Raw genomic sequence first — 23,285 nt, 5'->3', positions numbered from 1 at the left:
TAAATATGAAAAAGACAATACTATTTGCATTATGCACACTATCACTTGCATCCTGCAAAAAATATACAGATATAAATCAGAACCCAAATGATCCAACGGAAGTTCCTGCAAAGGTACTTTTACCGAATACAACGATCGGTCTTGGGTTTACAAATGCCAATGAGCTTGGAAGGGTTTCTTCTATTCTTGTACAATATAATGCAGGGGTAGCAAACTCCGGTCTTACTTATGATTCTTACAATTACGATGGTTCATTTAATAACCAATGGGATTTTGAGATTTATAGCGGGATCGTAAATAACTTAAGAATCATCATTAAAAATAATGAGGCTGCTAATCCTGCTTATTCAGGTATTGCAAAAATTGAGTTAGCTTATATTATGTCTATGGCAACTGATATGTGGGGTGATGTTCCTTATTCTCAGGCGGGTTTCGGTTTACAATTTCCTCAACCACGTTATGATAAGCAAGAGGATATTTACCAGGGAAATTCAGCTTTAGGAATTGTTGGTCTTTTCGACCTTGTAAAAGCTGGTATTGCTGACCTCAATAAATCTTCTGTTTTAGTTCCGGGTGCAGATGATCTTGTTTATGGCGGTGATCTGTCTAAATGGAAAAGAGCAGCAAATTCACTATTGCTGAAATTTGCAATTACTGTTTCGAATGTAAGTAAACCATTGGCAACATCAACAGTGACTGCTGTATTGGCAAGCGCTGATGGTGTTATTGATGATGGAAAATTTGATTTTGCAGTTCCTTTTTCAACTTCATTAAATAACCAGAACCCAATGTATGTTCAGGATATCTCAGGAAGTTTCAAGAATAATGAGATGTTAAGTTCACGCTTACTGACTTTATCTAAATCAGTAAATGATACAGTGAGACTTGCTAAATTTTATACTAAACCAGGGGGGAAATTTACTGCTTTTGAAAACGGTGCGAGTGGTGCTGCTCCAACTCTTGCTACACGTTCTATTTATAACACTTATGTTGTAGGTGTAACGGGTGAAGCTCCTGCAAGGCTTTTAACTGCTTTCCAGACTAAATTTAACCTGGCTGAAGCGGCACTTACTTTAGGAACGGCTGGTGATGCAAATGTATTGTACCAGGCTGGTATAACTGCTTCTATGGCTAAAGCGGGTATGACTGCAGCAGAAATCAGTACTTACTTCACAAATAATCCAGCTGTAGTTAACTTAACAGGAACTACTCAGGATAAATTGAAACAAATTATTACTCAAAAGTATCTATCTTGGGTTGGTAATGGTTTTGAGGCTTATAACGATTACAGAAGAACAGGGTTTCCTGTGTTAGCTTTAGCGTTAAATGTTACTGGTGGTGATAATCCATCTGTAATCCCTAAACGTTTGCCTTACACTACGACTGAAGGAAATGGTAACCCGAATCAACCTAAGCCTCGTCCTAAGACTGATCAGAAAGTTTGGTGGGGATTATAAGATATTAAGTAACTATTATAAATGAATATTATGAAATTATATATAAAATCAATATTATCCCTGGGTGTAATTATTACAATGGCGATGACTTCTTGTAAGAAGGATAACGTTTCATTGGAGAATAATTTTCCTGACGTTCCTGTAACTGTAACGAATAAAATCGGGATTTTCACTGCTCCGGCAGTTAGTACCTCGTTTTCTGGCGGTGGTGCTATTAAAATTGTTCTTGAAATCCCTGCAAGTTCAGGAAGAACAATAAAGGAAATAACAAAGGTAGCAGCAGGTACAGCTTATGGAAGTGTGCAGGCTACAACAGGTTTGTATGTTACAGGACCAATAGCTGGTACAGGAACTACTTCGATCACATTTAATACAACTCTGGAAGAGTACCGTGTTAAAACAAATACTTCTGTTACGACTATGCCAACTGCTGCAACATCTGGTACTGCAACCAGTTTTCTGGCTAGAAACTTTTACTTCATGATCACTTTAGATAATGGTCAGGTAATTGTTCCTACTTATGTAAGAGTGTATGTAGATAAATAGTAACACTATTTTATTCTTTAAAAAGGGTGCCTGATGTTTTGGGCACCCTTTTTCTGTTTTATTAAATCTTACTTCCGGGCTGTTTAATCAGGGTCAAAAATCTTATCTTTGATAAAATAATATAAATAGTTTTGGATAACAGTAAGATAAAAAGATATACCGTTACGGCGGCTTTACCCTATACGAATGGTCCGGTACACATTGGGCATTTAGCTGGTGTTTATTTGCCTGCTGATACTTATGTACGTTACCTTCGTTCAAATAAAAGAGATGTTAAATTTATTTGTGGTTCTGATGAGAATGGTGTACCTATTACATTAAAGGCCAAAAAAGAAGGTGTTACTCCACAGGTTGTTGTTGATAAATATCATAAAATCATAGGGGATTCTTTTAAAGAGTTCGGTGTATCTTTTGATATCTATCACCGTACTTCTTCTGAAATGCATCATGAAACTGCATCTGATTTCTTTAAGACCCTTTACGATAAGGGCATTTTTACGGAAGAAGTAACGGAGCAGTATTATGATGTGAAAGCACAGTCTTTCCTTGCTGATCGTTATATCACCGGAACTTGTCCGAAGTGCGGAAACGAAAATGCTTATGGTGATCAGTGTGAGAATTGCGGAAGTACGCTGAATGCAACTGACCTGATTAATCCGAAGTCAACTTTATCTGGCGAGCCCCCGGTCCGCAGAAAGACAAAAAACTGGTTCTTACCATTAGAGAAATACGAAGAGCAATTAAGAACTTATATTGAAAGCCACAAAGAGTGGAAGCCAAATGTTGCTGGTCAGTGTCAAAGCTGGTTAAACGCAGGTTTACAGCCAAGAGCGATGACCAGGGATCTGGACTGGGGCGTTAAGGTTCCGGTAAAAGATGCTGAAGGCAAAGTTTTATATGTTTGGTTTGATGCTCCGATTGGTTATATCTCAGCGACAAAGGAATTGTTCCGTTATGCTGGTGCGGAAGGTAAAAATCCTAAGGCTGATGAATATTACCTGAAAAAGGATAATGTAGTAGAGGGGAAATGGGAAGATTACTGGAAGGACGATACGACCAAGCTGGTACATTTCATTGGAAAAGATAATATTGTATTCCATTGTATCATTTTCCCGGCGATGTTAATGGCGCATGGGGATTATATTCTTGCTGACAATGTTCCTGCAAATGAATTCCTGAATTTAGAAGGGCAGAAGATTTCTACGTCTAAAAATTGGGCGGTATGGTTGAATGAGTACCTGGTTGAGTTTAAGGATAAACAGGATGTATTGCGTTATGTTTTGACTTCGACTGCGCCTGAAACCAAGGATAATGATTTTACCTGGAAAGATTTTCAGGCTAGAAATAATAATGAGTTAGTTGCTGTATTAGGCAATTTCATCAATAGGGTGGTTGTATTGACGCATAAGTATTTTGAAGGCAAGGTGCCTGAGCTAATGACGTTAAATGAGCAAGATCAGCAGGTGATTGATGAACTGGCTTTATATCCTTCAAAAATCAGCGCTTCTATAGAGAATTACAGGTTTAGAGAGGCGTTAACTGAGGTGATGAATGTAGCACGTTTAGGAAATAAATATCTGGCTGAGACTGAGCCATGGAAGGTTATTAAAACTGATGAAGACAGGGTAAAAACTATTTTAAATATCAGTTTGCAGATTGTTGCTGGTCTGGAGATTTTAATAGAACCATTTTTACCATTCACGGCAGAGAAGTTAAGAGGAATGTTAAACCACGAGGCTCATTTGTGGGGAGATGCCGGTAAGATAGATTTATTGCAGCCAGGTCACCAGCTGAATGAAGCTGCTTTGTTATTTGAAAAGGTTGAAGATACTGATGTTCAGGCTCAGATTGACAAGTTAAACCAGAGTAAAGTTGATAATATAGCGGCTAATGTAGTGGTAGCTCCTGCTAAAGAGAATATAGATTTCGATCAGTTTAGTGCGATGGATATCCGTGTAGCGACAATAATCGCTGCTGAGAAGGTAGAGAAGACGAAGAAGTTGTTAAAGCTTACTTTGGATACAGGTTTGGATGAGCGTACGGTTGTTTCAGGAATTGCGGAGTATTTTACTCCAGAAGAAGTAGTTGGTCAGCAGGTTAGCTTATTGATCAATCTTGCTCCGAGAGAAATTAAAGGTATTTTATCTCAGGGAATGATTTTAATGTCTGAAAATTCAGATGGAAAACTTACTTTTGTGTCGCCTTTACAAAACCATGTGAGTGGAAGCGTAATCAGGTAGTACAGGTCCCGTAGTTCAACGGATAGAATAGAAGTTTCCTAAACTTTAGATATGAGTTCGATTCTCGTCGGGACCACATTCACCCAATGCACAGCGGATGTCTTCTTAAAGAAGGCTTCCGCTGTTTGTTTTTACAGCTGTTTTAAATATATTTGTTCGGAAGGGCTAGGCTCAATGAGGTAATATATATTACACTTGATTTACACCGCGTGTAAATTGCCCTTCTAAAAACTAATAAATATTATTTACACCGCCCTAAAATAATTTACACCATGGCTTCCGTCAAAGTGATTCTGTATACGCACAAAACATATTCCGGGGGCAGGCATCCTATAATGTTACAGATTATTGATGGAAACAAAGCTGTAAAGAGGAAGCAACTACATACTTGTACAAAGGATCAGTGGGACGATACAACAAAGCGTGTCAATAAAAAAATTGAAAATTACTCACTGATTAATGTGATGATTTCTGATAGAGTTGCCGAGGCCGAGAAAGCGGTATTAGTTGGAGAAAATCCATTTTTGACAGTATCTAATATTACTTTAGAGGAAGTTATTCAATTAGAGTTAGAAAGGCTTTCTGATGCCGGGAAGCATGCTGGGCATGCGTCTATCACGGCTGTGTTCAATGATCTTAAAACATTTTATTCAAATCTTAAAATTCCATTGAAGAACATTGATTCAGCCTGGTATAATAAATTTGTAGGCAAGTTAGTGAATAAAGGAAATAAGGATAATTCAATAAATAAGAAATTAAAAGTTTTGAAGAGGGCTATTACTACTAATGGTGGGGTCCTTACTTCAACAGGAGAATCTTTTACTCACGGCCGTAAGGAAACTTTGAAACAAAAGCTCACACGTGATGAGTTTATTGCCATTGCCAATTTAGAACTGCCGGAAGAATCAAGATTAATTCCTGTAAGGGATTTTTTCGTTCTTCAAGTCTATTTACGTGGCGTAAGGGTTGGGGATCTTTTGCAGGCAACAAGTGAGCACTTCAAAAATTCAAGATTCAGGTACATGTCTGACAAGACTGGCCGGCATTACGATATTAAGCTACTCCCGGAAGCGGAAGTTATAGTTAACAAATACCTGAATAAGTATGAAAGGCTTTTTCCATTCTTTAAGTGGAAACCAGATCCCAAATTAGATTTTATTGAGAACGATAAAAAAAGGCTGAAACACAAGGAATCTTGTACGGCTGTTATAAATTATAATCTTAAGCCTATATCTAAGCTCGCAGGTGTTAAAAAAAATGTAAGTAGTCATATGGCAAAACATACTTACGCTAAGTTTGCAGATGTTGCAATAAAGAATCCAATGCTTACTATGCCCCTACTTGGACATAGTTCGTTAGCTGTTCATCAAAAATATCTCGAAGATATTAGAAAGGATGATGAGCTGGATGATGCAGCGGATCTTATCTTTTAATCAGATAACTTTCTAAGTATTTGTTCCATTATTGCGCGCATTTGTGCTAGATCCAATTCCAGAGTAGTAATTTTTGCAAGTAAATTGTCTATCGATTTCGGATCTGACTTTTTATTACTTATTCTTTCCCCATTACCAGTGCTTACCCAGTCAAGGTTTATGTTGTATTTAGATGAAATAATTGACAAGACTTCCTGAGATGGTTTCCTATGTCCATTCTCCAGGAGAGAAATTGTTTTCATATTTACACCTACAACTTTTCCGAAGTCTTCCTGAGTCAAATTTTGTTCTTCACGGACCCCTCTAATACGCGCCCCAATTGTTTTTAAATCTAGTGTTTGCATGTTTATTAGAATGAGTCGTTTTTACTCATCGTCTTTTTAAGATTCGTGATTAGTAGATTGATTGAATCCAATGTACCGATGGCCAGTTTTGTATATACATTTGGATCTTTGTAATTTTTGCTTGGAAAAACAGTGTCGAAGGCCTGCGCTTTTGGAGCTAAATCGCCTTTTAGGCTCTCAACCACCACTTGATAGGTGAAATCTTTAAAAACATATTTATATTTTCCATCTTTAATATCTAATTCAAGAATGCACTTTATATGGAAATAATCACTTACCACAAAAAATGTATTCACAAGCAGTTTGCCAGATGTTCTGTCGCTTAGCCTCGTAACTGTTTGCGGACTATTGTAGTTTTCCGCAATAAATAACAGAGCGTCACTAAATAATTCAGCAGATTTTTTATTATTTACAATAATAACCTCAGAAATCTCTACTCTTCCGTCTTTTGAAGGCATACGTAGACTATCCGGCTTTTCCTGTGAAAATGATGAACAAGAAAACATCATCATTAAAATTATAATTGTATTTTTCATGTTAAAGTTCATTTAGGTAGAGATCTAGATAATTTTTCGGCACTTCCTTTATACGAACTTCTTTTTGCAGTTCTTGTATTGCACCAGGTGTATCAAGTCCTTGGGCTACAAGCTTTTGATACTTAGCCATCATATCGTCATCCATCAGTATAGGGATTTTAAAACAGATACATCCATCATGCCATCCAGTCCATTTAAAATTCGAGGGGTATTTACCAGCGAGACTTACGCATTTACTACAATAGCTATGGCCCTTCTTAGTTGTTTCAGATAGCCTGATTTCATATCCTAATATTAAAGGGTTGTTTTCCCAGGCGGCATCATCCGCAGCACGGTACATTCTGTTTATACTGTCTTTATTTACCATTCTTCTATCTCCTTATTGAAACATCAATAACATTGTATAGCTCCTGAACATCTTCAAGATTAACTTCAAAATCTGGATACGAGTCTTTATCTGGATTTGTCGAATGGCAAGTAATGATTCCATTCTCTACATCATGTTTTATGATTTTCTTTACTTGAATACCATCGTCTTTTCTTACTATAACGAATTCAGTATATCTGTGCAAATGCAGTTTATTCTTCCAGTGATGATGCATCAAAAACCTTCCCGTGACCCTGCTCTTGTCTGGTATACTTTTTATAGTTCCATCATCCATGCTGTCGCCAACAACCTCAAACCCCCTATATTTTCCTTTATGGTATTCCTGCACAATGATACTATGTTTAGGTAATTGTTCAATATATTCTGGATCTGAATAACCCGCTGCGTAACCCGCATAGGCACTCTCGCTTACTAATGGGAATACTAATAATATATCTCCTCCAGGAAGATCAATATGAGGTGTATCATCTAATTCAAAATTACTAGGGAGGTCACCTAGATCTAACGCATTAGATTTAACTTCCGATTTTAACATATTTCCTTCTCCAGTCAATATCCAATTTCTATTTAGATCTGGATAAACTGATAGAATTTGGCCCATCGATTTCTCTCTAATGCTCTGGCCAATGTTATTTACAAATCCATTTGATAGTTCACATTTTGTCTCAAATGTCTTAACATCAATGCTTAAATGCTTAATAAACGTCTTAATTCTTTCTTTTAAGTTCATAATAGAAAATAAATCTATCTGAAAATCAGATAGATGCATGTTTAATAGATAAATAATCTAATTATCTATTTGAATAGAAAATAATTCTATTGACATTTGTATTGTACAACACAACAAAGATACGTTTATCGCCATATCTGACAATACTTAAAAAGGACTATATGTTAACAGCTACTTACCAAAATATACACTTCGCCGGAATGATTGACAACGGTGTCGAGTTTTTCGCTCAGAAGGGCATCATTGATGTCCGGTGCATCAACCAGGGTATTGTATATAATACATTCTCCGAATTCCCTGAATGGATCAAATATAAACTTGAAGAGGATCTGGTTAAAAACCATGTCGCTATGCGATCATTAAGCAAAATAAAAGGCTTAGCAAAAGAGGATTACCTGAAGCATTATGCATTCTGCAAATATGGAGGATTAGATCCTAATCCTGATATCGATGTAAACGGAATGATGGGAGAGTCTGAATATTTTGATTGTGGTTTTCGTGGCAAGTGTAAAGCAGAAGGAAAGCTCTGCTGCGGTATCAAAGTGAAGAATGGTACTCTCACTAAAATGGAGATCCGGATTCTTAAAAAATCAATGATGTCGAATAAGCACATCGCTAATGCACTTTTTATTTCAATTTCTACACTTAAAAAACATTGGCAGAATATGAAAGCTAAGACCGGCATGAGTACCAGAGCAGAGTATGTGTATTTCGCAACGAAGAAAGGAATTATAAAATGGATATGGTAAAGGTGATTGAGGCCCCAAAAGAGAAGTTTAGCTGGATCGGGCCGCTGAGAAAGTTGGAGGAGATAAAAAAACCTATCTACTTCTGGTATGCAGACAGGATGAAGGTCGCTCCGCTAATCAGTAAAGATATAAAGTTTGAATTCCCTGATCGGGAATATGAAACGGTTAAAGAGGTAATTAAAGGATTAGAATATTTAAAAGTTTGGAGGAATAAATAATGGAAGGCATATCAATAGTAAGTACCGAGCTTTTAAGCAATCTAATTTCTAAAATTGAAATGCTTGGGTCACAAGTTCAAGAACTTTCCGCAGGCGTTAAGCAAACAAAGCTAGAACCTTATATGACAGTTCAGGACTTAATGGATTATACTCACTTCAGTAGGGATTGGGTTACGGATCATAAGCATGAAATAGGATGCAGGAACGTATGTGGTAAGCTAATGTTCAAAAGAAAAGATGTCGATTCTTTCATGGACAAAACCTACTACAAGGTCGGAAATGAAATTGAAGAGGATAGAGCGTACACCCGAAGAGCTAAACGGAAATAAAAAATACCCAGAGCAGCAACCCTGGGTAAATCAGTCAAGAGTCACCCCTTAACATTTTAAAGCAAAGCAAAGTTATGATTAATCAATCATCAAACCAAACATCAGGTACGCGGCCTAAAGTGCTGTCTGTATCGAAAACAGTAACTCCTACGGGTTATGACAAATCTACAGAAGGATTTAACTCCTGGGTGACTCACGTCAAAAGCCAGGTTCATATCTCCTTTACTCCAACTGTCAAAATGATTATGTACCAAAATCTCTTTAAAAATGAGTTCAAAAGATAAATCAGAACTACGCCAGCTCGCTCAAAAAGTTCTTATCAAGATCATTGCAATGCAGGCAGAATGCAAAGCTCTTCGCCTTCAGGCAGAATTACTAATTAATAAATAAGCCCACCCCTAATATTTTAAAGCAATGAAAAATCTAGTAAACATGTTCATCAGCAAGATGATCATTAACAATTTCAAAGGTGTAAAGAATCTCACCATTGAATTTAGTGATGTCACTAACATATACGCCCAAAACGGTGGCTTCAAAACAACAATAGCTGACGCTTGGTTCTGGTGCCTATATGGTAAGGATAGTAATGATAGGAAGGATTTTAATATCAAAAACACTGTTGATACCTCTCTTAATAGAGGTGATCATGAGGTAACACTTTACATCACTACCGGCAATAACGAGGATGTATTTAAACGTGTATTCCACGAAAAATGGACTAAGCCTAAAGGCCAAAAAGACCATGTTTATAGTGGTAATGAAAATCTATTTTATTGCAACGATGTACCAATGCAGGCAAAGGAGTACCAGGCTAAAATTGACTCCATAATTGCTGAATCAGCATTGAAAATGCTAACTAATCCAAGTTATTTTAACTCACTTAAATGGACTGAGCGAAGAAATATGCTTTTTCAATTGGCTGGTAACGTGTCTGACAATGAAATTGAAGAATCTCGTCCAGAATTCGAAGCATTGATGAATTCACTTAGCAATAAAACTCTTTCGGAATATAAAAGAGAGGTGTCAGCGAAGAAAAAGAAGCTTAAGGATGACTTACAGGCGATTCCCACCCGTATCGATGAACTTCAGAGATCACTACCGGAAGTCGTGGACTACGCTGTAGTTGAGACAGAAATTGCAGGCTTAAACGGTAAAATAAATGAGATACAACTTGCAATAGATGACCGTAATTCTGCTTATGATAAGGAATTTAAAGAAATACAGGCCAAACAGGGAAAGATTCATTCAGTAAAATCCAGTATTAACCAGGTAAAGTTTGATGTTCAATCTCAGTTGCAGGATAGGGCTAATAACCTCCGTAACCAACTCTCATTGCTAAATAACAATATTGAGAATCTGCAGCGGGATATCAAAAGCAAGTCACTATTAATTGATTCCTCTAATAAGAAGGTTTTAGAGCTTTCGACAAAAACCGACGCGCTTCGTGATAAGTGGACATTGATCAATGAGAAAGATCTTGTTTTCAAAGACGGTGAATTTGCGTGTCCTACCTGTAAAAGACAGCTTGAGCAGGATGATATTCTTTCAAAGCAGAATGAGTTAATAAAGAATTTTAATCAGGATAAGGAACTAAGCTTATCAAGCATAGAGTCCCTGGCTGCTGAGCATAATAAAGAAGTCCTTTCAACTAACGAAATCGTATCGTTACTTAACAATGCTCTTTTAACTCTCAATAAGCAGCTTGTAAAAGCTAAAGCTGAACTTTCTGAATTTGAAGATATAAACTCTGTTCCTATTCCGACAATTCAAGCCGCCTTAATAAATAATAAGGAATATATAGAGTTAAGTGATAGCCTTGTATTGATGGAAAATAACCTTCCTGAAAGCCCTAAGATTGAATTATCTGATCTAAATGAAAAACGTCAATCAATATCATCTAAGCTTGATTTACTAAAAAACCAACTGTCTACAAAGGTACAACGTGAAAATATTTTAAAAAGGGTTTCTGAGCTTGAAAATAATGAAAGCAACTTAGCTCAACAGATCGCTGACCTTGAAGGCATTGAATTTACTATTGATGATTTCAACAGAGCAAAAATTGAAACTACTGAAAGTAGAATCAATGGTTTGTTCAGATACGTAACCTTCAAACTTTTTGATAAGAAGATTGATGGTGATGAGTTCGAAATATGCGATACAATGTATGAAGGAGTTCCTTATTCGGACCTTAATACTGCAGGAAAGATATGGGCAGGTATCGATATTATCAATACTCTCAGCACTCATTATGGAGTAGCCGCTCCAATATTTTTAGATAATAGAGAATCGGTTACCCTGATTCCTGAAATCAGCTCCCAAATAATTAACCTGATCGTTTCACCAGATGATAAAACGCTGAGGGTAGCATAATGGATTTAACAGTTGAATCTCTCTTTAAAAAGAAGTATCGAAGCCTAATGACTGAAAAGCATATTGATAGATGGACAAGAGTAACTCTTACAGTTGAAATCGATATTGCGAGAATAAAACCAACCTTTCTTATCCATCAGAAGGGCTTCCAAATACTTGCTACAGACAACCTTGATATAGCTGTTCAAAAGTTTAATAGTCTTAAACCGTCATAATATGGAAAGCATAGAGCAACTCAGTAAAATTATTGTGGAAACAACTCGCGATTTGCTTACCCATAAAGATATGCCTGGAGATGTTGGTACACCAGAAAATTTTGCAATAGAATGCGCTGAACAACGAATCACATGGTATATAAATGATGTTTTGGCTGTCATAAATAATATCAATCAAACATCTCTAAATAAAATGGACCGCGCACAAAGACTCATTGAGTTAGAAGAAAAGTACGGAATACCTAAAACACATTTAATCATTCAATAAATCAATAATATGTCAACAGAAATAGCACCACAACAGCAGCAAGCTGTTAAAAAGTTCGCAGAAGGTACTGTGGATTCTATCCTTAAAAGAGTGGCTGATTTCCAATCAGCAGGAGAATTAGTATTGCCCCCTAATTATATCCCAGAGAACGCAGTTCGTTCTGCATGGCTTATTTTGCAGCAAACAGTAGATTTAAATAAGAAACCAGCTCTGGAAGTTTGTACTATGGAAAGTATTGCAAATGCCTTCCTTGAAATGGTTACTCAGGGCTTAAGTGTAATAAAAAAACAATGCTATTTCGTTGTTTACGGTAATAAGCTTGAACTGGAAGAAAGTTATATAGGTAAAATAGCAATTTCAAAAAGGAATGCTAATGTGAAAGAGGTTAATGCTGTAACTGTTTACAAGCAAGATACGTTTGTTTATTCAGTTGACCATACTACCGGCAGGAAGCACATTGAGAAACATGAGCAATCTCTGGCAAATGTAATTCCTGAAGAAATAGTTGGAGCCTACGCTATCGTAATATATAACGACGGATCAACTGATAGTGAGATTATGTCCTTGGGTCAAATTCATAAAGCATGGGCGCAAGGTGGTTCAAGAGGTGCTTCACCTGCGCATAAAAACTTTCCAGACCAGATGTGTGAAAAAACCGTTATTGGCCGTGCTTTGAAAATTGAATCTGGAGCATCGGATGACTCTTCTCTTTTGCCCAACGATCCTCAATCTGCTAATGTGAGTAACATTATTGAACAAAATGCTAATAAAAAAGAATTGGTATTTGAAGAGGCTCAGGTTGTTGTTGATAAAGCTGCTGATCCAGTTGATTATCGTAAATCTGGTATCCAGCCAAATGAGAATTTTGATTCTGCACAACAAACGCCTGATTTGAATGGTGGTCCGGCTAGTACTCCACCTAAAAGCAGAGCTCCTTTCTAATGAAACTTAAAGTAGTTAGCTCCGGGTCAATAGGTAATGCTTACATCGTCCACAACGACGATGAAGCATTACTAATTGAGTGCGGTGTAAAGTTCGGGGACATTAAGCAGTCCCTGAACTTTAACCTCAAAAAGGTGGTAGGATGTCTTGTCTCACATTCACACCAGGATCATTGCAAAGGTGTGCGAGAAGCTGTAAATGCAGGCATTAATGTTCATTGTCTGCCAGAGACAGCGGAGACATTTGGCTTTAAAAGTCACAGGTTAAAGGCGATCGAAGAAAAAAAGATCTTCACGATCGGAAACTTTAAGATCATGGCTTTCCCTCTGCAGCATGATGTACCATGCCTTGGATTTATGATTGACCATAAGGATACCGGCACATTTGTTTTTATCACTGACACATACTATTGTGAGTATTCATTCCCAGGCTTACATAATGTGATTATTGAAGCAAACTACTGTCAGACGATACTCGATGCCAAATTAGCTGCGGGAGCAACACCTGAGTTCCTTAGGAACAGAGTTCTTAAATCTCATATGAGCCTTGCTACATGCAAAGAGTTTTTAAAAGCGAATGACCTTACCAAGGTTAATAATATTCTCCTGATCCACTTAAGCGACAGTAACAGCAATGCTGAGCAATTTAAAAAGGAGATCAAGGAACAAACAGCCAAAACAGTAAATGTTGCCTCCAAAGGATTGGAGATCAATTTTAATAAAACCCCATTTTAAAGCAAAAGTTATGAGTTTAAAATTCAGTAGGCCGATAGCCTTCTTTGATATAGAAGCGACCGGTTTAGATACCACAAAAGACAGAATAGTTGAATTAGCTATCTGCAAAATTCATCCTGATTTCTCTCGAGAGTCGTTCTCCTGGTTGATCAATCCTGAAATGCCTATCCCTGCGAAAGCTTCAGCTATCCATGGTATATATGATCAAGATATTACCAACGAACCAACATTCGCGAAATTGTCAGCACATATATGGCATATCCTTGATAACTGTGATTTCGGAGGCTTCAATAGCAATAGGTATGATATTCCAATGCTTTACAATGAGTTCCTGAGAACTGGTAAAACCATCGACTATAGCAGCATCAGGTTTATAGACGCTGGTGCTATATTCAAACGACAGGAAGAACGCACATTGTCCGCAGCAGTTAAATTCTATTTGGGATATGAAATGGTTGATGCTCACGCCGCAGATGCTGACATTGAGGCTACGGTTGATGTATTTGAAGCTATGCTGCAGAAGTATAAAGATCTCCCTCAGAATATGGAAGGTATGCATCTTTTCTGCAATTACGATAAGCCAGTAATGGATCTGTCAGGCAAGTTCACTATCGATGATGAAGGTGATATCATATTCAATTTTGGCAGCAAGAGAGGTAATAAAGCTAAGTATGATATTGGTCACCTCCAATGGATGTATGGCAAAGATTTCGCACCAGATACAAAGAGAATCTGCGAAAAGCTCCTCGGAATTAATCAACAACATTATTCATAAATAGTCCATTTTTTAACCAGCCGGAGGTGATATGTCAGTCACTCCCTCCGGCTTAATAATTTCAACTATGAAAGCTACAGACAACTTTACCAAAGTTATTAATGCGCATCTACATAGCCTTGCCGAAAAAGACTCTCTATTTTTTGAGACACTAAAAAAGCCTAATAAAAATATTAACGACTGTATCAAGTACATCCTTAACACAGTCCAAAAAAGCGGATGTAATGGGTTTTCTGATGAAGAGGTATTTGGTATGGCCGTCCATTATTATGATGAAGACGATATTATTCCTGGCTCCGCAATAAATACTAAAGTAGTGATCAAACATAATTCAGAAGCCATAAAGCAATCCTTTGCTTCTGATAATATAATTAGACCAGTAAAAAAAGTTATAAAAAAACAAGATCCAATTAATCAACCAACTTTATTCGGATAGTTATGAAACCAAGAACTAAACTTCAGGCACAAGTATTTTCACTAAGTCAGTACTTGCCAGAATTAACAGCTGATCAAAAGAAGTGGGCATTTAAAAATTGCATACGTCACCAGGGATACCGGACATTGAAACATATTTCCTGTATGGATTGTGGTAATATTTGGTCTGGGCCACAAAAAGTCAAAAAATGTAATTGTCCTAATTGTGGAGAGAAATTGATAATTGAGGATACCAGAAAGAAAAATTTGAAGCAAGATGCCATAGTCGCATTAGTTAATATTATTGAGGATTTTCAGGTAATCCGGTTTTTTGAGATTAAAGTTGATCAAAAGGCTGGATGTACTCCAAAAGTATATACCAGAGAAATTGTTCAACAATGGTTTAAGCCTGGTGAAAAGCTTACTATAGTCGGTAGAACACAATCATATGGAAACGGTGGCTTTGGTGGCGATATGGAGATAAGAGCTAATATCTCAAACTACTATAGTTCAAATAAGTATGATATATACGCTGATAAAATATTTCCAGAATTCAATTGTTTGCCAATTTTTAAACGCAATGGATTTACATCCAAAGTTGCCGGTGTAAACCTTTATTCAATGCTTATTGCCCTACTTAGAGACAGTAAAATCGAAACATTGCTCAAAGCAGATCAGCACAGCCTTTTAGCGGCCCGGCTAGGTGATAGAAATGACAAGGTTTATAGATATTGGGATTCGATAAAGATATGTATTAGGAATAAATACCTCGTAAAAGATGCTGTGTCATACTTGGATTATCTGGATCTTCTTAATCACTATGGCAGAGATCTGAGAAATGCAAAATATGTTTGCCCTTCGAACTTCAAAAAAGAACACAACAGACTGGTCTCAAAGAGGGCTAAAGAAAAAAGATTTGCGGATGCTATAAGAAATCTTGAACAGGCTGAGAAACGAAAATTACTTGCAGAGCAGGAGCAGCAAACTTACTTGAAAGAGAAATCACCATATTTTGGAATCATTTTCTCTGACGGAGAATTGACAATTAAAATTTTAGAAAGCGTAAAGGAATTTATAGCGGAAGGTGATCATCATAAGCATTGCATTTATACTAATAGATATTATAGCAAACCTGACTCACTTTGCTTTTCTGCTAAAATAGAAGGTGATCCTGTTGAAACAATAGAGTTATCACTAACTAATATGAAGATTATTCAATCTAGAGGTAAGAATAATGAACCTTCAATCCATCATGATAAAATTATTAATCTGATGAAAAAAAATATTAGTGTTATCAAAAATAGATATCGCGACCTTAAGAAAGAAGTGGCCTAATGGAAGAATTAACAGTATTGTCTTTCGGTGGCGGTCAAGATAGTACTTACATCCTATATAAAATTATTAGGGTTAAAGAATATCGTTCCGAATTTGTAAAGGGTAGGTTATTGGTGTTAATGAGCGATACAGGAAATGAACATAAATATACCTATGAACACGTTGAGTTTATCAGACGGCTATGTTTATATAATGATATCGAGTTTTACTTTATTACTCCTGACATGGGTTTTCATCCAAAAACCTGGCCATCGTTAGAGCACCAGATGATTAAGAATAACTCAATAATGTCAATGATGATGCCCCGCAGCTGTACAGATAACCTGAAGATAAAACCTTTTTATAATTTTCTTAACGTTTGGATCGCTACTGTAATGTATGATCAGGACGTTCCGAACGATACCCGTAATCGTAAGTGGATAAGTAAATTTTTTACAGATCACGGAAAGATTAATGTAATAATTGGTATCGCTGCTGGTGAAGAAGGGCGGGTTGCTGTAACTAAGAATCAGAAAAAGGCTGCTCAGATTGAAATGTTTATAAAGCCTAAGAAGCGTAGTAATGTTTGGATGCTAAATTGTATCAATAGGTTTTATCCAATGATCATTGAGGGTATTGATAGGCAGAAGGCTCAGGATTACATCAATGTAACGCCATGGCCTTTACCACCTCCATCTAATTGCAAGTATTGTCCTTTTCTCACTAAGCAAGAACTACTTTGGATGTATAGGTTACATCCTGAAGATTATTCGCAGTTTGTGGTCTATGAAATAAATAAGCTCAACCGTAATCCTGGTGTTCCAAGGAATTTGGGCGTGAAAGGAATAAAGTATTTACCTGAGATACTGGAAGAGGCAATTAAAGAGTATGGGCATTGGACCAATGAGCAGTTGCAAGAATATAAAATGAGCCATGGGCACTGTGTTAAATCACAATATTAAAATGAATATGAAAGACGGAGATAAAGTAAAGCTAATACCAAGTATTAGCACGTTAAAGCGAGGCAAAGCATCATTAAAGCGTAATAGGTTAAACGATCTTTTAAAGGCGATGACAGAAGAGGTAACAATCATTAAGCTGTTAAACACCAGCGGAAACGCAAAAGTGAGAGACAGCAAGGGCATCGTTTTTTACTGCAATCCCGATGACCTCAGCCCTTTTTTTGATAATTAATATTACCTAAAGGTAATTAAGAGTAATAATATTTAGTATTTTAGCTGCCCACATTCTATGAAATATATAGACATCATAAACCACTTCTGGACGCTTAATAAACATTACTTATTCACTCCGAATGAGAAGGCTGTTTATTTCGCTCTGCTCTATAAGTGGAATGATCTGCATAGAAAGAACCCCTTTAACCAAAGTACAGACTTTTTAGCTGCTGATGCAGGTGTCAGCCCGTCCTCTGTTCAGAGGTCACGTAAGGCTTTAAGTGACGCTGGATTGATCACATTTAAAGCCGGTGATGGAAGGAGAAAAAATACTATTTATAGCATTATTGATTTGTCTAAAGGTAGTCACAGTGAACACCTTTCTGGTATTAAAGGTAGTCAGGTTGACTCCCTTTTAACTAATAAAGGTGGTCAGAAAGGTAGTCACAGTGAACACCTTTCTTATGAAAATGACACTAAAAAGGTAGTCACACTGACCGATAACATAGATAAATCTATAGAGGAAAGCATGCCAAATGTAAAAAACGGAGAAGAGGGAGGAGTAAAAGAGGAAAGTTTCACAAAAACTTCTCCTGTTCCGATCGGAAATTCTTCGGTTTATTCTTCCATGGAAGATGTAGAAACAATTTGCCTAACCCAGAGTACAATTTGGCTTGAACATATGACCAGGAAGCTTTCTTTAAAAAATTTGGATGAAGCAAAAAATTGGGTGATTGAATTCTTTGACGAACAAAGAGCAGCTGGCCAGGACAAAAGAGAATTGAACGATGCCCGCAGCCATTGCTACAACTGGATTAAAAAAGAAACCAGTAAAAAAACTGATGATGTACCGAAAGGAAAGGCAGAAGCTGCCATGGAGCTTCATACTGCAAGTGCGGATTACTGGGAATTGCAAAAGCAAGCACACATGAATAATCAAAATAATCAATGATGAAAGAAATTCAATTAAAGGGCTATAGTCAATCAATATCAGTCGCCGGAGAAATTATTTCCAGTCCTTCAATAGCTTGTATGGAGTTGATCGAAGCATTTAAAAGCCCAAAAATATTAGATCTGCCATCATATGAGATTGGAAACAAATTAAATGATGCACTGACAAAAGCATATTATCATACCGGCTTTAAAAGGCCGAAAACAGAAGAATTTCTTCAACTGCAGATTTATCTTGCGGATTTTTTGAACAGTGAAAAGCAGTACCAGGCAGTTTCAATTGATGAAATTTCAATTGCCATCAAAAGAGGATCTGATGGACAGTATGGTGATTTCATGGGTATAGCCCCTAAAAGTGTTACCGGATGGATTAGAGCTTATTTACTGAGTGAAAATAGAAAAGATGCAAAGGTAATACAGCAGCATATTGAAGAGCAGAGTAAGCAGCCTAAGCCAGAACCTACACCGCAAGAGCAGTGGGATAATTTTGTTGTCAGGTTGCGCTTGTTGTACTCAAATTATCTTGCAGGCATTCCAATTCAACCTGTAGAAGCGACTTTTTATTTCAAGATACTACGCAGGTCCCGAGTCATAAATTTTGATGAAGAGCAAAGGAACAACCTTAAAAGTAAAGCATTCATTGAGATTAGGAAAGAAGCTAATCCCGAACGGGCTACAAGCAAAGATGAGCGTCGAAGAATGACCGCAGCGTTTGAAGTGCTAACTGCAAACGCTTCAGAAGATCCCCAGGTGATTAGTCGTGCAATGGCTTTAGGTCTTATCGAATGGTTCAAAGACCTGAAGGAATTCGGTAGAACTATCGATCAGGCAGTAAATGAAGAATTTTAAACAAAACGAACAACGATGGAGGCGAACAATTTTATTGATAGGGAGAAAACTCAGGGTCTTCACCATCGAATCACATTACCGCAGCTGGTGTATGTTATCGGAATTGATCCTGGCACAAAGACTGGATTAGCGATTTACGATAAGGTGAGTAAACAACTGACTGTGGTCTGCACCCTAAAAGTGCATGAAGCATTTGATGTTGTAAAGAAGGTTTCAGAAACTGCGAGGCAGCACAACGTTAAGATGTTTGTCCGTGTTGAAGATGCTCGAAAACGTAAACGTTACGGGCCTAATTCAAACGCTAAGCAGCAGGGTGCCGGTGCAATCAAGATCCAGTGTAAGCAATGGGAAGAGTTTCTTCTCTCTGAAGGCATCAGCTTTGATCTTGTTGCGCCTGCACAGATTAAGACCAAGGTAGACGCTAAGAAGTTTAAAATGATCACAGGGTGGTCCGCAAGAACAAGTAACCACGGCCGGGATGCAGCGATGCTTGTTTATGGGTTATGATATCTCTGTTCTTCTATCATTCTTTTCTGGGTCCGGATTTTTTGGTCTGATGTTGTATAGCTTTTCCCATAGATCCCCAAAGTCCTTAAACACCCCTATTACTACGAATGTGATAGCCCACATAACTCCTATTATACAAACTATACTAGCACCGGTCAATACGTTGACTTCAAGCTTGCTACCTTTTTCAAGAATCCAAAGTTTAGGATCGTTATTATGTAAAGCGAGATACTTAAAAAGAGATGAAAATATAAAAAATATGCTTCCTAAAATAGAAATTACAGCTACTGTGTTAAGGCTATGTACTTGTTTGGGGAATTTCTTCTCATCAAGACTTCGTGCCCAGGTGAACAACATACTGGATATCCCGACAAACATGGCAAAACCAATGTTAGTCAATAATGTGGTGTCACGAGAAGGCTCCATCAATACACCTATAAGAAAGTGTAAGAAAGAAAGGCCGCAAACGGTATATATCAACAATTTGATAGCCTTTATAAGGATCCGAATAAATATTTTTTTAACTACTGTGAGTATATATTTGATCTTCATGATCCAATATACAAATATTTAAGTGATGCTATATGGGCTATAGCTCCAGCTTGCTAATGTCCATGCTCAGGGCTTGTAAAGCACTTAGAGCTGACTCTGCATCCTTAGGCGTGAAAGGTCTACCCTTATCGCCAAGCTTCCGCAGCAGGTATGATGCAGCGTCCTTATTGGTTGGATACATCTGCTTTGCCAATGCACTGATATTGATTAACGGTGATGTGGTTAGAAACTCTTTAACTGTCATGCTCCAAATATAGTGAATAATATGTACATAAAAAAAAGTACATATTATTTTGTAATGTACATTAAAACATGTACATTTGAATACCGAATCAAACAAGTCGGATTAGATATGACAACAACAATTAAATCAGAAGTATTTAACCAGGCGGATCAACAACTGGTTACTTGTAAAGCTTTTATCAGAGAGCTTCCAGACTTTAAAGAGCTGTACTTATCAGAAATGGATAGTGAAAAGCAAGATGGAGATGAAGAAGATCACCTCTTCATACAGATCACCAAAGAGAAAGAGGTTTATATCAACGGCAGAGCAATCAGTCACAAGATGGTAAAAGAGATAATCAACTTCATAAGTATTTAATCACCAGCCCGGCTAGCCGGGCTTTAAAAACATTCAATGGAATATTTTATAAAGGTTAATGCACAAGAGCTTGAGGACTTGAAACAACTGCTCTACGCTAGGATGAAAGAACTCGATTCTGATAAATCAAAGGTCAATAAAGTAAGGAAAAAGAAGTTGGCTGATCGATTAGAAGGCATTTATAATCGAGTAATAGACATGCATTAACCAATCACCCCGCCCTGAAACAAAGGCGGGGTTTTGAACGTGCCAGGCTAATCCTGGTTAATGTTATGAAAATATCAGATTTAAAAAAAGGCGATACAGCAATCATGCGAAACGTTGGCAAAGTTTCGGTAATAGGAGTTTCAAGGCTATATATTAGGCTAAAATCCCATACAATGACCATGAAAATAGAGTTTGCTTGTAACTCAGCTCCTACTTCAGATCTCGGAATAAGTTCAGTGAATGCTTCATGATGATATTAATATTCAACCACGAGGCGTGGATCACCTGCTGCGGTCGGGAATACGACGCGAGAACATGGGTCAGGTGTCCGATTTGTAATAAACCAGCCTGCGGGCTTAAATAGATTTAAATGGAAAACGGACAATTAGAATCTGAATCCAAAGAGCGCAACAGGATACTGAAAAACTTCTTAGAAGAGTTCTTTGATTTTTATACGCTCAGAAAAGTCGGCTTCTTCCCAAAGGAGATGAAAAAGACAGATATCCACGGACAGGCCAAAAGGATATGTGAGTGGTTCAGCTTTAAAACAGTATTCGAGTATGGTGTAAGTAAAATCAGGTGCCATATTTCGTACGCTGATGGGTATAGGCCGCAACATGTGGATGTGGATGGAGAGTTGCAGCATGAGCCATTTATAACTGAAATAGGAGGGATTTATGAGTAATGAACAATTAAAAGCGACTACGGTATCCGAGCTCTTCGATATGATCACAGCTGATAATATTGAAAGTATCATGTTCTATTTATACAAAACAGCTCACTGCCTTGTTGATTTGAAGAAACTACATCCAGATGAAAAAATCAAAATGGATGCATGGGAGTTTATCGACGATGGTCAGCATAATATTACGCTAAATGTAACCGAGGCAATGCCAGTTAAGACGATTAGCGATAACGCGATTTTCATGCAAGCGGTTAGACTATTCCCTTTAGGCGAAGTTGGCAATCCGGAAGATAGAGAAATATGGATTAAAGGTTTTAAATCATGTCTTGAACAACTAAACGGGAAGTGATTAAAGTAGTGGGCTTATCCCTTTAACAAATAAGCCCATTACTACTTAGATTAGGATTTTATTTCACCAATAACCTTTGTAGTAAATTCCGCAATATGTAACAGGGTTATTGAATCCTTGTCATTGTTCCAAACATTGCTTTTAACATCCCAATAAAAATAATGTCGTCCATGCTTTATAATGACGTTTGCTGGTTCGTACTTATAGTTGCCCTCACCTGTAATTAATAGCACGTGCTCGCCTTTCTTCACGAGTTGGTCCGGGAACCAAAAAGCATGTCTAAATTTATTTGAAATTGCACCATCTCTTAGGTATGTAGAATCAATAACAAAATAATTACCAATTTCAGCATCTCGCAAAGCTTTTAGAGTTAGTATCTCTTTTCCGTTTTTAGGCTGTCTTACCGTTAATATTTCAAAATCCATAGTTGAGTTGGTTAATTTAAACTAATATAATACATTTAAAATGTTTACGCACAAAGATTAATATGAAAGTCTGGACCATATCTTATGACGGTAATGAATGTCAACCTGTAATAATTGATGAACAATATAAGCAACCTTATCCGCAACTCATTTTTCTGCTTGATGGTAAGAAGTTCTTTGTAGAGTTTGAAAACCGCAGTGATCACAGGATGTGTACTTCGGGTAAGTATGTTAATGTCGAGGTAATATCTTGGAATAGATCCATTAGACAAAAAGGTACTTCTATACTTAAATAAATGGTAAATTAGTTTAAATTATAGCTCAATGAAAAAAAATTCCGTTTACATGATAATGGGCATACTGGCCGTTATCTCTTTCTGTTCTCTTATACTGATTGTTTTTCCGGCCTTTATACCCCACTTAGATTTGTCCACTAGTAAAACTGCTAATATTGGCAGTACACTTGGCGGTGTAATTGGGCCAATCGTAAGTATGTTTTCCGCTTATTTAATTTATGAGGCTTTAATGGCACAGCAGGAGGGTAATAGAGATCAGAGAATTAAAGGTGATAGTGATATTATTTTCTTACTGCTAAACCAATTAGAAAAGGAATATAATGCTTTTGAATTGGATAAAGGTTCAGGAAAGATTTTTGCATATGATGCGATCGCATCATATGCAAATCAAACTAAAGTTTATGCAAACAATGAATTGACATACAATTCATTTATAGATAGCTTATCGACGAATAGATTTATGTATATCGTAAGATCTTTCATGATGATTAGAGAAAGGGTTGCATTAAGTAATTTCTCTTACGAGATGGAATCAATGTTCATTAAAAAGCTAGAAATTTACTATAGATCAAGGTTCAAATTTCCAGTAAAACACATTCTTGATGGATTCGGTGACTTAAGCGACGACGTTATTAATGAGATAAAAGACTTTCAAATAAAAAATGATGTATTTTAACTTTGAATGA

At 37.0% G+C, this 23,285-nt stretch carries 31 protein-coding genes and 1 tRNA gene; 26 read left to right on the top strand and 6 right to left on the bottom strand.

Annotated features, from left to right (window positions below; genetic code table 11):
* Positions 1-5: 5 nt before the first annotated feature.
* From AY601_RS20385 to AY601_RS20365, 5 genes are all read left to right on the top strand, one after another.
* Positions 6-1,457 carry a SusD/RagB family nutrient-binding outer membrane lipoprotein gene (locus AY601_RS20385; protein ID WP_068407763.1) on the top strand — a complete coding sequence of 484 codons (1,452 nt, stop codon included), beginning with the start codon at positions 6-8 and terminating at the stop codon, positions 1,455-1,457.
* Between the two features lie 30 nt (positions 1,458-1,487).
* Positions 1,488-2,003, top strand: a complete 516-nt coding sequence (locus AY601_RS20380) for a hypothetical protein (RefSeq protein WP_157288042.1) — start codon at positions 1,488-1,490, stop codon at positions 2,001-2,003.
* 131 nt (positions 2,004-2,134) lie between these two features.
* Complete coding sequence (metG, locus tag AY601_RS20375) at positions 2,135-4,243, top strand: methionine--tRNA ligase (RefSeq protein ID WP_157288040.1); 2,109 nt, start codon at positions 2,135-2,137, stop codon at positions 4,241-4,243.
* A gap of 4 nt (positions 4,244-4,247) precedes the next feature.
* Positions 4,248-4,319, top strand: a tRNA-Arg gene (locus AY601_RS20370).
* Positions 4,320-4,515: 196 nt separating this feature from the next.
* Positions 4,516-5,676 (top strand): phage integrase SAM-like domain-containing protein, encoded by a 1,161-nt coding sequence (locus tag AY601_RS20365; protein WP_068404564.1) that lies wholly within the window; start codon positions 4,516-4,518, stop codon positions 5,674-5,676.
* Here AY601_RS20365 and AY601_RS20360 read toward each other — a convergent pair.
* From AY601_RS20360 to AY601_RS20345, 4 genes are read right to left on the bottom strand one after another with little or no spacing between them, the layout of a single operon-like run.
* Positions 5,673-6,020, bottom strand: a complete 348-nt coding sequence (locus AY601_RS20360) for a helix-turn-helix domain-containing protein (protein WP_068404560.1) — start codon at positions 6,018-6,020, stop codon at positions 5,673-5,675. The genes AY601_RS20365 and AY601_RS20360 overlap by 4 nt on opposite strands.
* 5 nt (positions 6,021-6,025) lie before the next feature.
* Complete coding sequence (locus tag AY601_RS20355) at positions 6,026-6,556, bottom strand: DUF4468 domain-containing protein (RefSeq protein ID WP_198163561.1); 531 nt, start codon at positions 6,554-6,556, stop codon at positions 6,026-6,028.
* Position 6,557: 1 nt separating this feature from the next.
* Positions 6,558-6,923 (bottom strand): hypothetical protein, encoded by a 366-nt coding sequence (locus tag AY601_RS20350; protein ID WP_068404556.1) that lies wholly within the window; start codon positions 6,921-6,923, stop codon positions 6,558-6,560.
* A gap of 4 nt (positions 6,924-6,927) precedes the next feature.
* Positions 6,928-7,674 (bottom strand): S24 family peptidase, encoded by a 747-nt coding sequence (locus tag AY601_RS20345; protein ID WP_157288038.1) that lies wholly within the window; start codon positions 7,672-7,674, stop codon positions 6,928-6,930.
* Positions 7,675-7,835: 161 nt separating this feature from the next.
* On the opposite strand from AY601_RS20345, the gene AY601_RS20340 reads away from it, so the two are divergent.
* The 16 genes from AY601_RS20340 to AY601_RS20265 all read left to right on the top strand — a co-directional run bounded on the left by AY601_RS20340 (position 7,836) and on the right by AY601_RS20265 (position 19,484).
* On the top strand, positions 7,836-8,423 hold the full coding sequence (locus AY601_RS20340; RefSeq protein ID WP_068404551.1) for a response regulator transcription factor: 588 nt from the start codon (positions 7,836-7,838) through the stop codon (positions 8,421-8,423).
* A complete protein-coding gene (locus AY601_RS20335; RefSeq protein WP_068404549.1) occupies positions 8,411-8,641 on the top strand; it encodes a hypothetical protein in 231 nt (76 codons plus the stop codon). Before AY601_RS20340 ends, AY601_RS20335 begins: the two co-directional genes overlap by 13 nt.
* On the top strand, positions 8,641-8,970 hold the full coding sequence (locus AY601_RS20330; RefSeq protein WP_068404547.1) for a helix-turn-helix domain-containing protein: 330 nt from the start codon (positions 8,641-8,643) through the stop codon (positions 8,968-8,970). The genes AY601_RS20335 and AY601_RS20330 overlap by 1 nt, the downstream gene beginning before the upstream one ends.
* 267 nt (positions 8,971-9,237) lie before the next feature.
* A complete protein-coding gene (locus AY601_RS26235) occupies positions 9,238-9,360 on the top strand; it encodes a hypothetical protein (RefSeq protein WP_257722234.1) in 123 nt (40 codons plus the stop codon).
* A 24-nt stretch (positions 9,361-9,384) separates the two neighbouring features.
* The gene (locus AY601_RS20325; protein WP_068404545.1) at positions 9,385-11,340 is read left to right on the top strand and encodes an AAA family ATPase; all 1,956 of its coding nucleotides are present in this window, start codon (positions 9,385-9,387) and stop codon (positions 11,338-11,340) included.
* A gap of 216 nt (positions 11,341-11,556) precedes the next feature.
* Positions 11,557-11,823, top strand: coding sequence for a hypothetical protein (locus AY601_RS20315; RefSeq protein WP_068404541.1), 267 nt, complete (start codon positions 11,557-11,559; stop codon positions 11,821-11,823).
* 9 nt (positions 11,824-11,832) lie between these two features.
* On the top strand, positions 11,833-12,765 hold the full coding sequence (locus AY601_RS20310; protein WP_068404539.1) for a RecT family recombinase: 933 nt from the start codon (positions 11,833-11,835) through the stop codon (positions 12,763-12,765).
* Positions 12,765-13,499 (top strand): MBL fold metallo-hydrolase, encoded by a 735-nt coding sequence (locus AY601_RS20305; RefSeq protein WP_068404537.1) that lies wholly within the window; start codon positions 12,765-12,767, stop codon positions 13,497-13,499. Before AY601_RS20310 ends, AY601_RS20305 begins: the two co-directional genes overlap by 1 nt.
* Before the next feature lie 10 nt (positions 13,500-13,509).
* Positions 13,510-14,274 carry a 3'-5' exonuclease gene (locus AY601_RS20300; protein WP_198163560.1) on the top strand — a complete coding sequence of 255 codons (765 nt, stop codon included), beginning with the start codon at positions 13,510-13,512 and terminating at the stop codon, positions 14,272-14,274.
* Positions 14,275-14,341: 67 nt separating this feature from the next.
* Positions 14,342-14,710 carry a PcfK-like family protein gene (locus AY601_RS20295; protein WP_084359591.1) on the top strand — a complete coding sequence of 123 codons (369 nt, stop codon included), beginning with the start codon at positions 14,342-14,344 and terminating at the stop codon, positions 14,708-14,710.
* Positions 14,711-14,712: 2 nt separating this feature from the next.
* Positions 14,713-16,023: a PcfJ domain-containing protein gene (locus AY601_RS20290; RefSeq protein ID WP_068404531.1), complete on the top strand. Its 1,311-nt coding sequence runs from the start codon at positions 14,713-14,715 to the stop codon at positions 16,021-16,023.
* Positions 16,023-16,964 (top strand): hypothetical protein, encoded by a 942-nt coding sequence (locus AY601_RS20285; RefSeq protein WP_068404529.1) that lies wholly within the window; start codon positions 16,023-16,025, stop codon positions 16,962-16,964. Before AY601_RS20290 ends, AY601_RS20285 begins: the two co-directional genes overlap by 1 nt.
* A 1-nt stretch (position 16,965) precedes the next feature.
* Positions 16,966-17,196 carry a hypothetical protein gene (locus AY601_RS20280; protein WP_068404527.1) on the top strand — a complete coding sequence of 77 codons (231 nt, stop codon included), beginning with the start codon at positions 16,966-16,968 and terminating at the stop codon, positions 17,194-17,196.
* Positions 17,197-17,253: 57 nt separating this feature from the next.
* On the top strand, positions 17,254-18,129 hold the full coding sequence (locus AY601_RS20275; RefSeq protein WP_068404525.1) for a hypothetical protein: 876 nt from the start codon (positions 17,254-17,256) through the stop codon (positions 18,127-18,129).
* The gene (locus tag AY601_RS20270; protein ID WP_068404523.1) at positions 18,126-18,977 is read left to right on the top strand and encodes a hypothetical protein; all 852 of its coding nucleotides are present in this window, start codon (positions 18,126-18,128) and stop codon (positions 18,975-18,977) included. Before AY601_RS20275 ends, AY601_RS20270 begins: the two co-directional genes overlap by 4 nt.
* A gap of 87 nt (positions 18,978-19,064) precedes the next feature.
* Entirely contained in the window at positions 19,065-19,484 is a 420-nt protein-coding gene (locus AY601_RS20265; RefSeq protein WP_157288036.1) for a hypothetical protein, read from the top strand.
* Here the strand turns inward: AY601_RS20265 and AY601_RS20260 are convergent.
* Entirely contained in the window at positions 19,479-20,036 is a 558-nt protein-coding gene (locus AY601_RS20260) for a hypothetical protein (protein ID WP_068404517.1), read from the bottom strand. The genes AY601_RS20265 and AY601_RS20260 overlap by 6 nt on opposite strands.
* Before the next feature lie 352 nt (positions 20,037-20,388).
* Between AY601_RS20260 and AY601_RS20250 the strand changes: the two genes are divergently transcribed.
* The 4 genes from AY601_RS20250 to AY601_RS20235 all read left to right on the top strand — a co-directional run bounded on the left by AY601_RS20250 (position 20,389) and on the right by AY601_RS20235 (position 21,878).
* Positions 20,389-20,637 (top strand): hypothetical protein, encoded by a 249-nt coding sequence (locus AY601_RS20250; RefSeq protein WP_068404513.1) that lies wholly within the window; start codon positions 20,389-20,391, stop codon positions 20,635-20,637.
* A 36-nt stretch (positions 20,638-20,673) separates the two neighbouring features.
* A complete protein-coding gene (locus AY601_RS25790; RefSeq protein WP_157288034.1) occupies positions 20,674-20,844 on the top strand; it encodes a hypothetical protein in 171 nt (56 codons plus the stop codon).
* A 370-nt stretch (positions 20,845-21,214) separates the two neighbouring features.
* Positions 21,215-21,529, top strand: coding sequence for a hypothetical protein (locus AY601_RS20240; protein WP_068404508.1), 315 nt, complete (start codon positions 21,215-21,217; stop codon positions 21,527-21,529).
* A complete protein-coding gene (locus tag AY601_RS20235) occupies positions 21,522-21,878 on the top strand; it encodes a hypothetical protein (RefSeq protein WP_068404505.1) in 357 nt (118 codons plus the stop codon). The genes AY601_RS20240 and AY601_RS20235 overlap by 8 nt, the downstream gene beginning before the upstream one ends.
* A gap of 50 nt (positions 21,879-21,928) precedes the next feature.
* On the opposite strand, the gene AY601_RS20230 is transcribed toward AY601_RS20235, so the two are convergent.
* On the bottom strand, positions 21,929-22,303 hold the full coding sequence (locus AY601_RS20230; protein ID WP_068404503.1) for a hypothetical protein: 375 nt from the start codon (positions 22,301-22,303) through the stop codon (positions 21,929-21,931).
* Positions 22,304-22,627: 324 nt separating this feature from the next.
* Between AY601_RS20230 and AY601_RS20220 the strand changes: the two genes are divergently transcribed.
* Positions 22,628-23,275 carry a hypothetical protein gene (locus AY601_RS20220; protein ID WP_068404499.1) on the top strand — a complete coding sequence of 216 codons (648 nt, stop codon included), beginning with the start codon at positions 22,628-22,630 and terminating at the stop codon, positions 23,273-23,275.
* Positions 23,276-23,285: the final 10 nt, after the last annotated feature.

The sequence above is a fragment of the Pedobacter cryoconitis genome, assembly GCF_001590605.1.
Taxonomy (GTDB): domain Bacteria; phylum Bacteroidota; class Bacteroidia; order Sphingobacteriales; family Sphingobacteriaceae; genus Pedobacter; species Pedobacter cryoconitis_A.
This window is presented reverse-complemented; position numbering and strand designations above follow the sequence as displayed.

Coding starts and splice junctions, on each gene's coding strand:
- AY601_RS20345 (WP_157288038.1), bottom strand. CDS start 7,674: ATGAACTTAAAAGAAAGAATTAAGACGTTTATTAAGCATTTAAGCATT.
- AY601_RS20280 (WP_068404527.1), top strand. CDS start 16,966: ATGAATATGAAAGACGGAGATAAAGTAAAGCTAATACCAAGTATTAGC.
- AY601_RS20295 (WP_084359591.1), top strand. CDS start 14,342: ATGAAAGCTACAGACAACTTTACCAAAGTTATTAATGCGCATCTACAT.
- AY601_RS20380 (WP_157288042.1), top strand. CDS start 1,488: ATGAAATTATATATAAAATCAATATTATCCCTGGGTGTAATTATTACA.
- AY601_RS20340 (WP_068404551.1), top strand. CDS start 7,836: ATGTTAACAGCTACTTACCAAAATATACACTTCGCCGGAATGATTGAC.
- AY601_RS20350 (WP_068404556.1), bottom strand. CDS start 6,923: ATGGTAAATAAAGACAGTATAAACAGAATGTACCGTGCTGCGGATGAT.
- AY601_RS20220 (WP_068404499.1), top strand. CDS start 22,628: ATGAAAAAAAATTCCGTTTACATGATAATGGGCATACTGGCCGTTATC.
- AY601_RS20315 (WP_068404541.1), top strand. CDS start 11,557: ATGGAAAGCATAGAGCAACTCAGTAAAATTATTGTGGAAACAACTCGC.
- AY601_RS20250 (WP_068404513.1), top strand. CDS start 20,389: ATGACAACAACAATTAAATCAGAAGTATTTAACCAGGCGGATCAACAA.
- AY601_RS20300 (WP_198163560.1), top strand. CDS start 13,510: ATGAGTTTAAAATTCAGTAGGCCGATAGCCTTCTTTGATATAGAAGCG.
- AY601_RS20235 (WP_068404505.1), top strand. CDS start 21,522: ATGAGTAATGAACAATTAAAAGCGACTACGGTATCCGAGCTCTTCGAT.
- AY601_RS20365 (WP_068404564.1), top strand. CDS start 4,516: ATGGCTTCCGTCAAAGTGATTCTGTATACGCACAAAACATATTCCGGG.
- AY601_RS25790 (WP_157288034.1), top strand. CDS start 20,674: ATGGAATATTTTATAAAGGTTAATGCACAAGAGCTTGAGGACTTGAAA.
- AY601_RS20230 (WP_068404503.1), bottom strand. CDS start 22,303: ATGGATTTTGAAATATTAACGGTAAGACAGCCTAAAAACGGAAAAGAG.
- AY601_RS20275 (WP_068404525.1), top strand. CDS start 17,254: ATGAAATATATAGACATCATAAACCACTTCTGGACGCTTAATAAACAT.
- AY601_RS20335 (WP_068404549.1), top strand. CDS start 8,411: ATGGATATGGTAAAGGTGATTGAGGCCCCAAAAGAGAAGTTTAGCTGG.
- AY601_RS20260 (WP_068404517.1), bottom strand. CDS start 20,036: ATGAAGATCAAATATATACTCACAGTAGTTAAAAAAATATTTATTCGG.
- AY601_RS20285 (WP_068404529.1), top strand. CDS start 16,023: ATGGAAGAATTAACAGTATTGTCTTTCGGTGGCGGTCAAGATAGTACT.
- AY601_RS20305 (WP_068404537.1), top strand. CDS start 12,765: ATGAAACTTAAAGTAGTTAGCTCCGGGTCAATAGGTAATGCTTACATC.
- AY601_RS26235 (WP_257722234.1), top strand. CDS start 9,238: ATGAGTTCAAAAGATAAATCAGAACTACGCCAGCTCGCTCAAAAAGTT.
- AY601_RS20325 (WP_068404545.1), top strand. CDS start 9,385: ATGAAAAATCTAGTAAACATGTTCATCAGCAAGATGATCATTAACAAT.
- AY601_RS20330 (WP_068404547.1), top strand. CDS start 8,641: ATGGAAGGCATATCAATAGTAAGTACCGAGCTTTTAAGCAATCTAATT.
- AY601_RS20310 (WP_068404539.1), top strand. CDS start 11,833: ATGTCAACAGAAATAGCACCACAACAGCAGCAAGCTGTTAAAAAGTTC.
- AY601_RS20355 (WP_198163561.1), bottom strand. CDS start 6,556: ATGAAAAATACAATTATAATTTTAATGATGATGTTTTCTTGTTCATCA.
- AY601_RS20360 (WP_068404560.1), bottom strand. CDS start 6,020: ATGCAAACACTAGATTTAAAAACAATTGGGGCGCGTATTAGAGGGGTC.
- AY601_RS20385 (WP_068407763.1), top strand. CDS start 6: ATGAAAAAGACAATACTATTTGCATTATGCACACTATCACTTGCATCC.
- AY601_RS20240 (WP_068404508.1), top strand. CDS start 21,215: ATGGAAAACGGACAATTAGAATCTGAATCCAAAGAGCGCAACAGGATA.
- AY601_RS20290 (WP_068404531.1), top strand. CDS start 14,713: ATGAAACCAAGAACTAAACTTCAGGCACAAGTATTTTCACTAAGTCAG.
- AY601_RS20270 (WP_068404523.1), top strand. CDS start 18,126: ATGATGAAAGAAATTCAATTAAAGGGCTATAGTCAATCAATATCAGTC.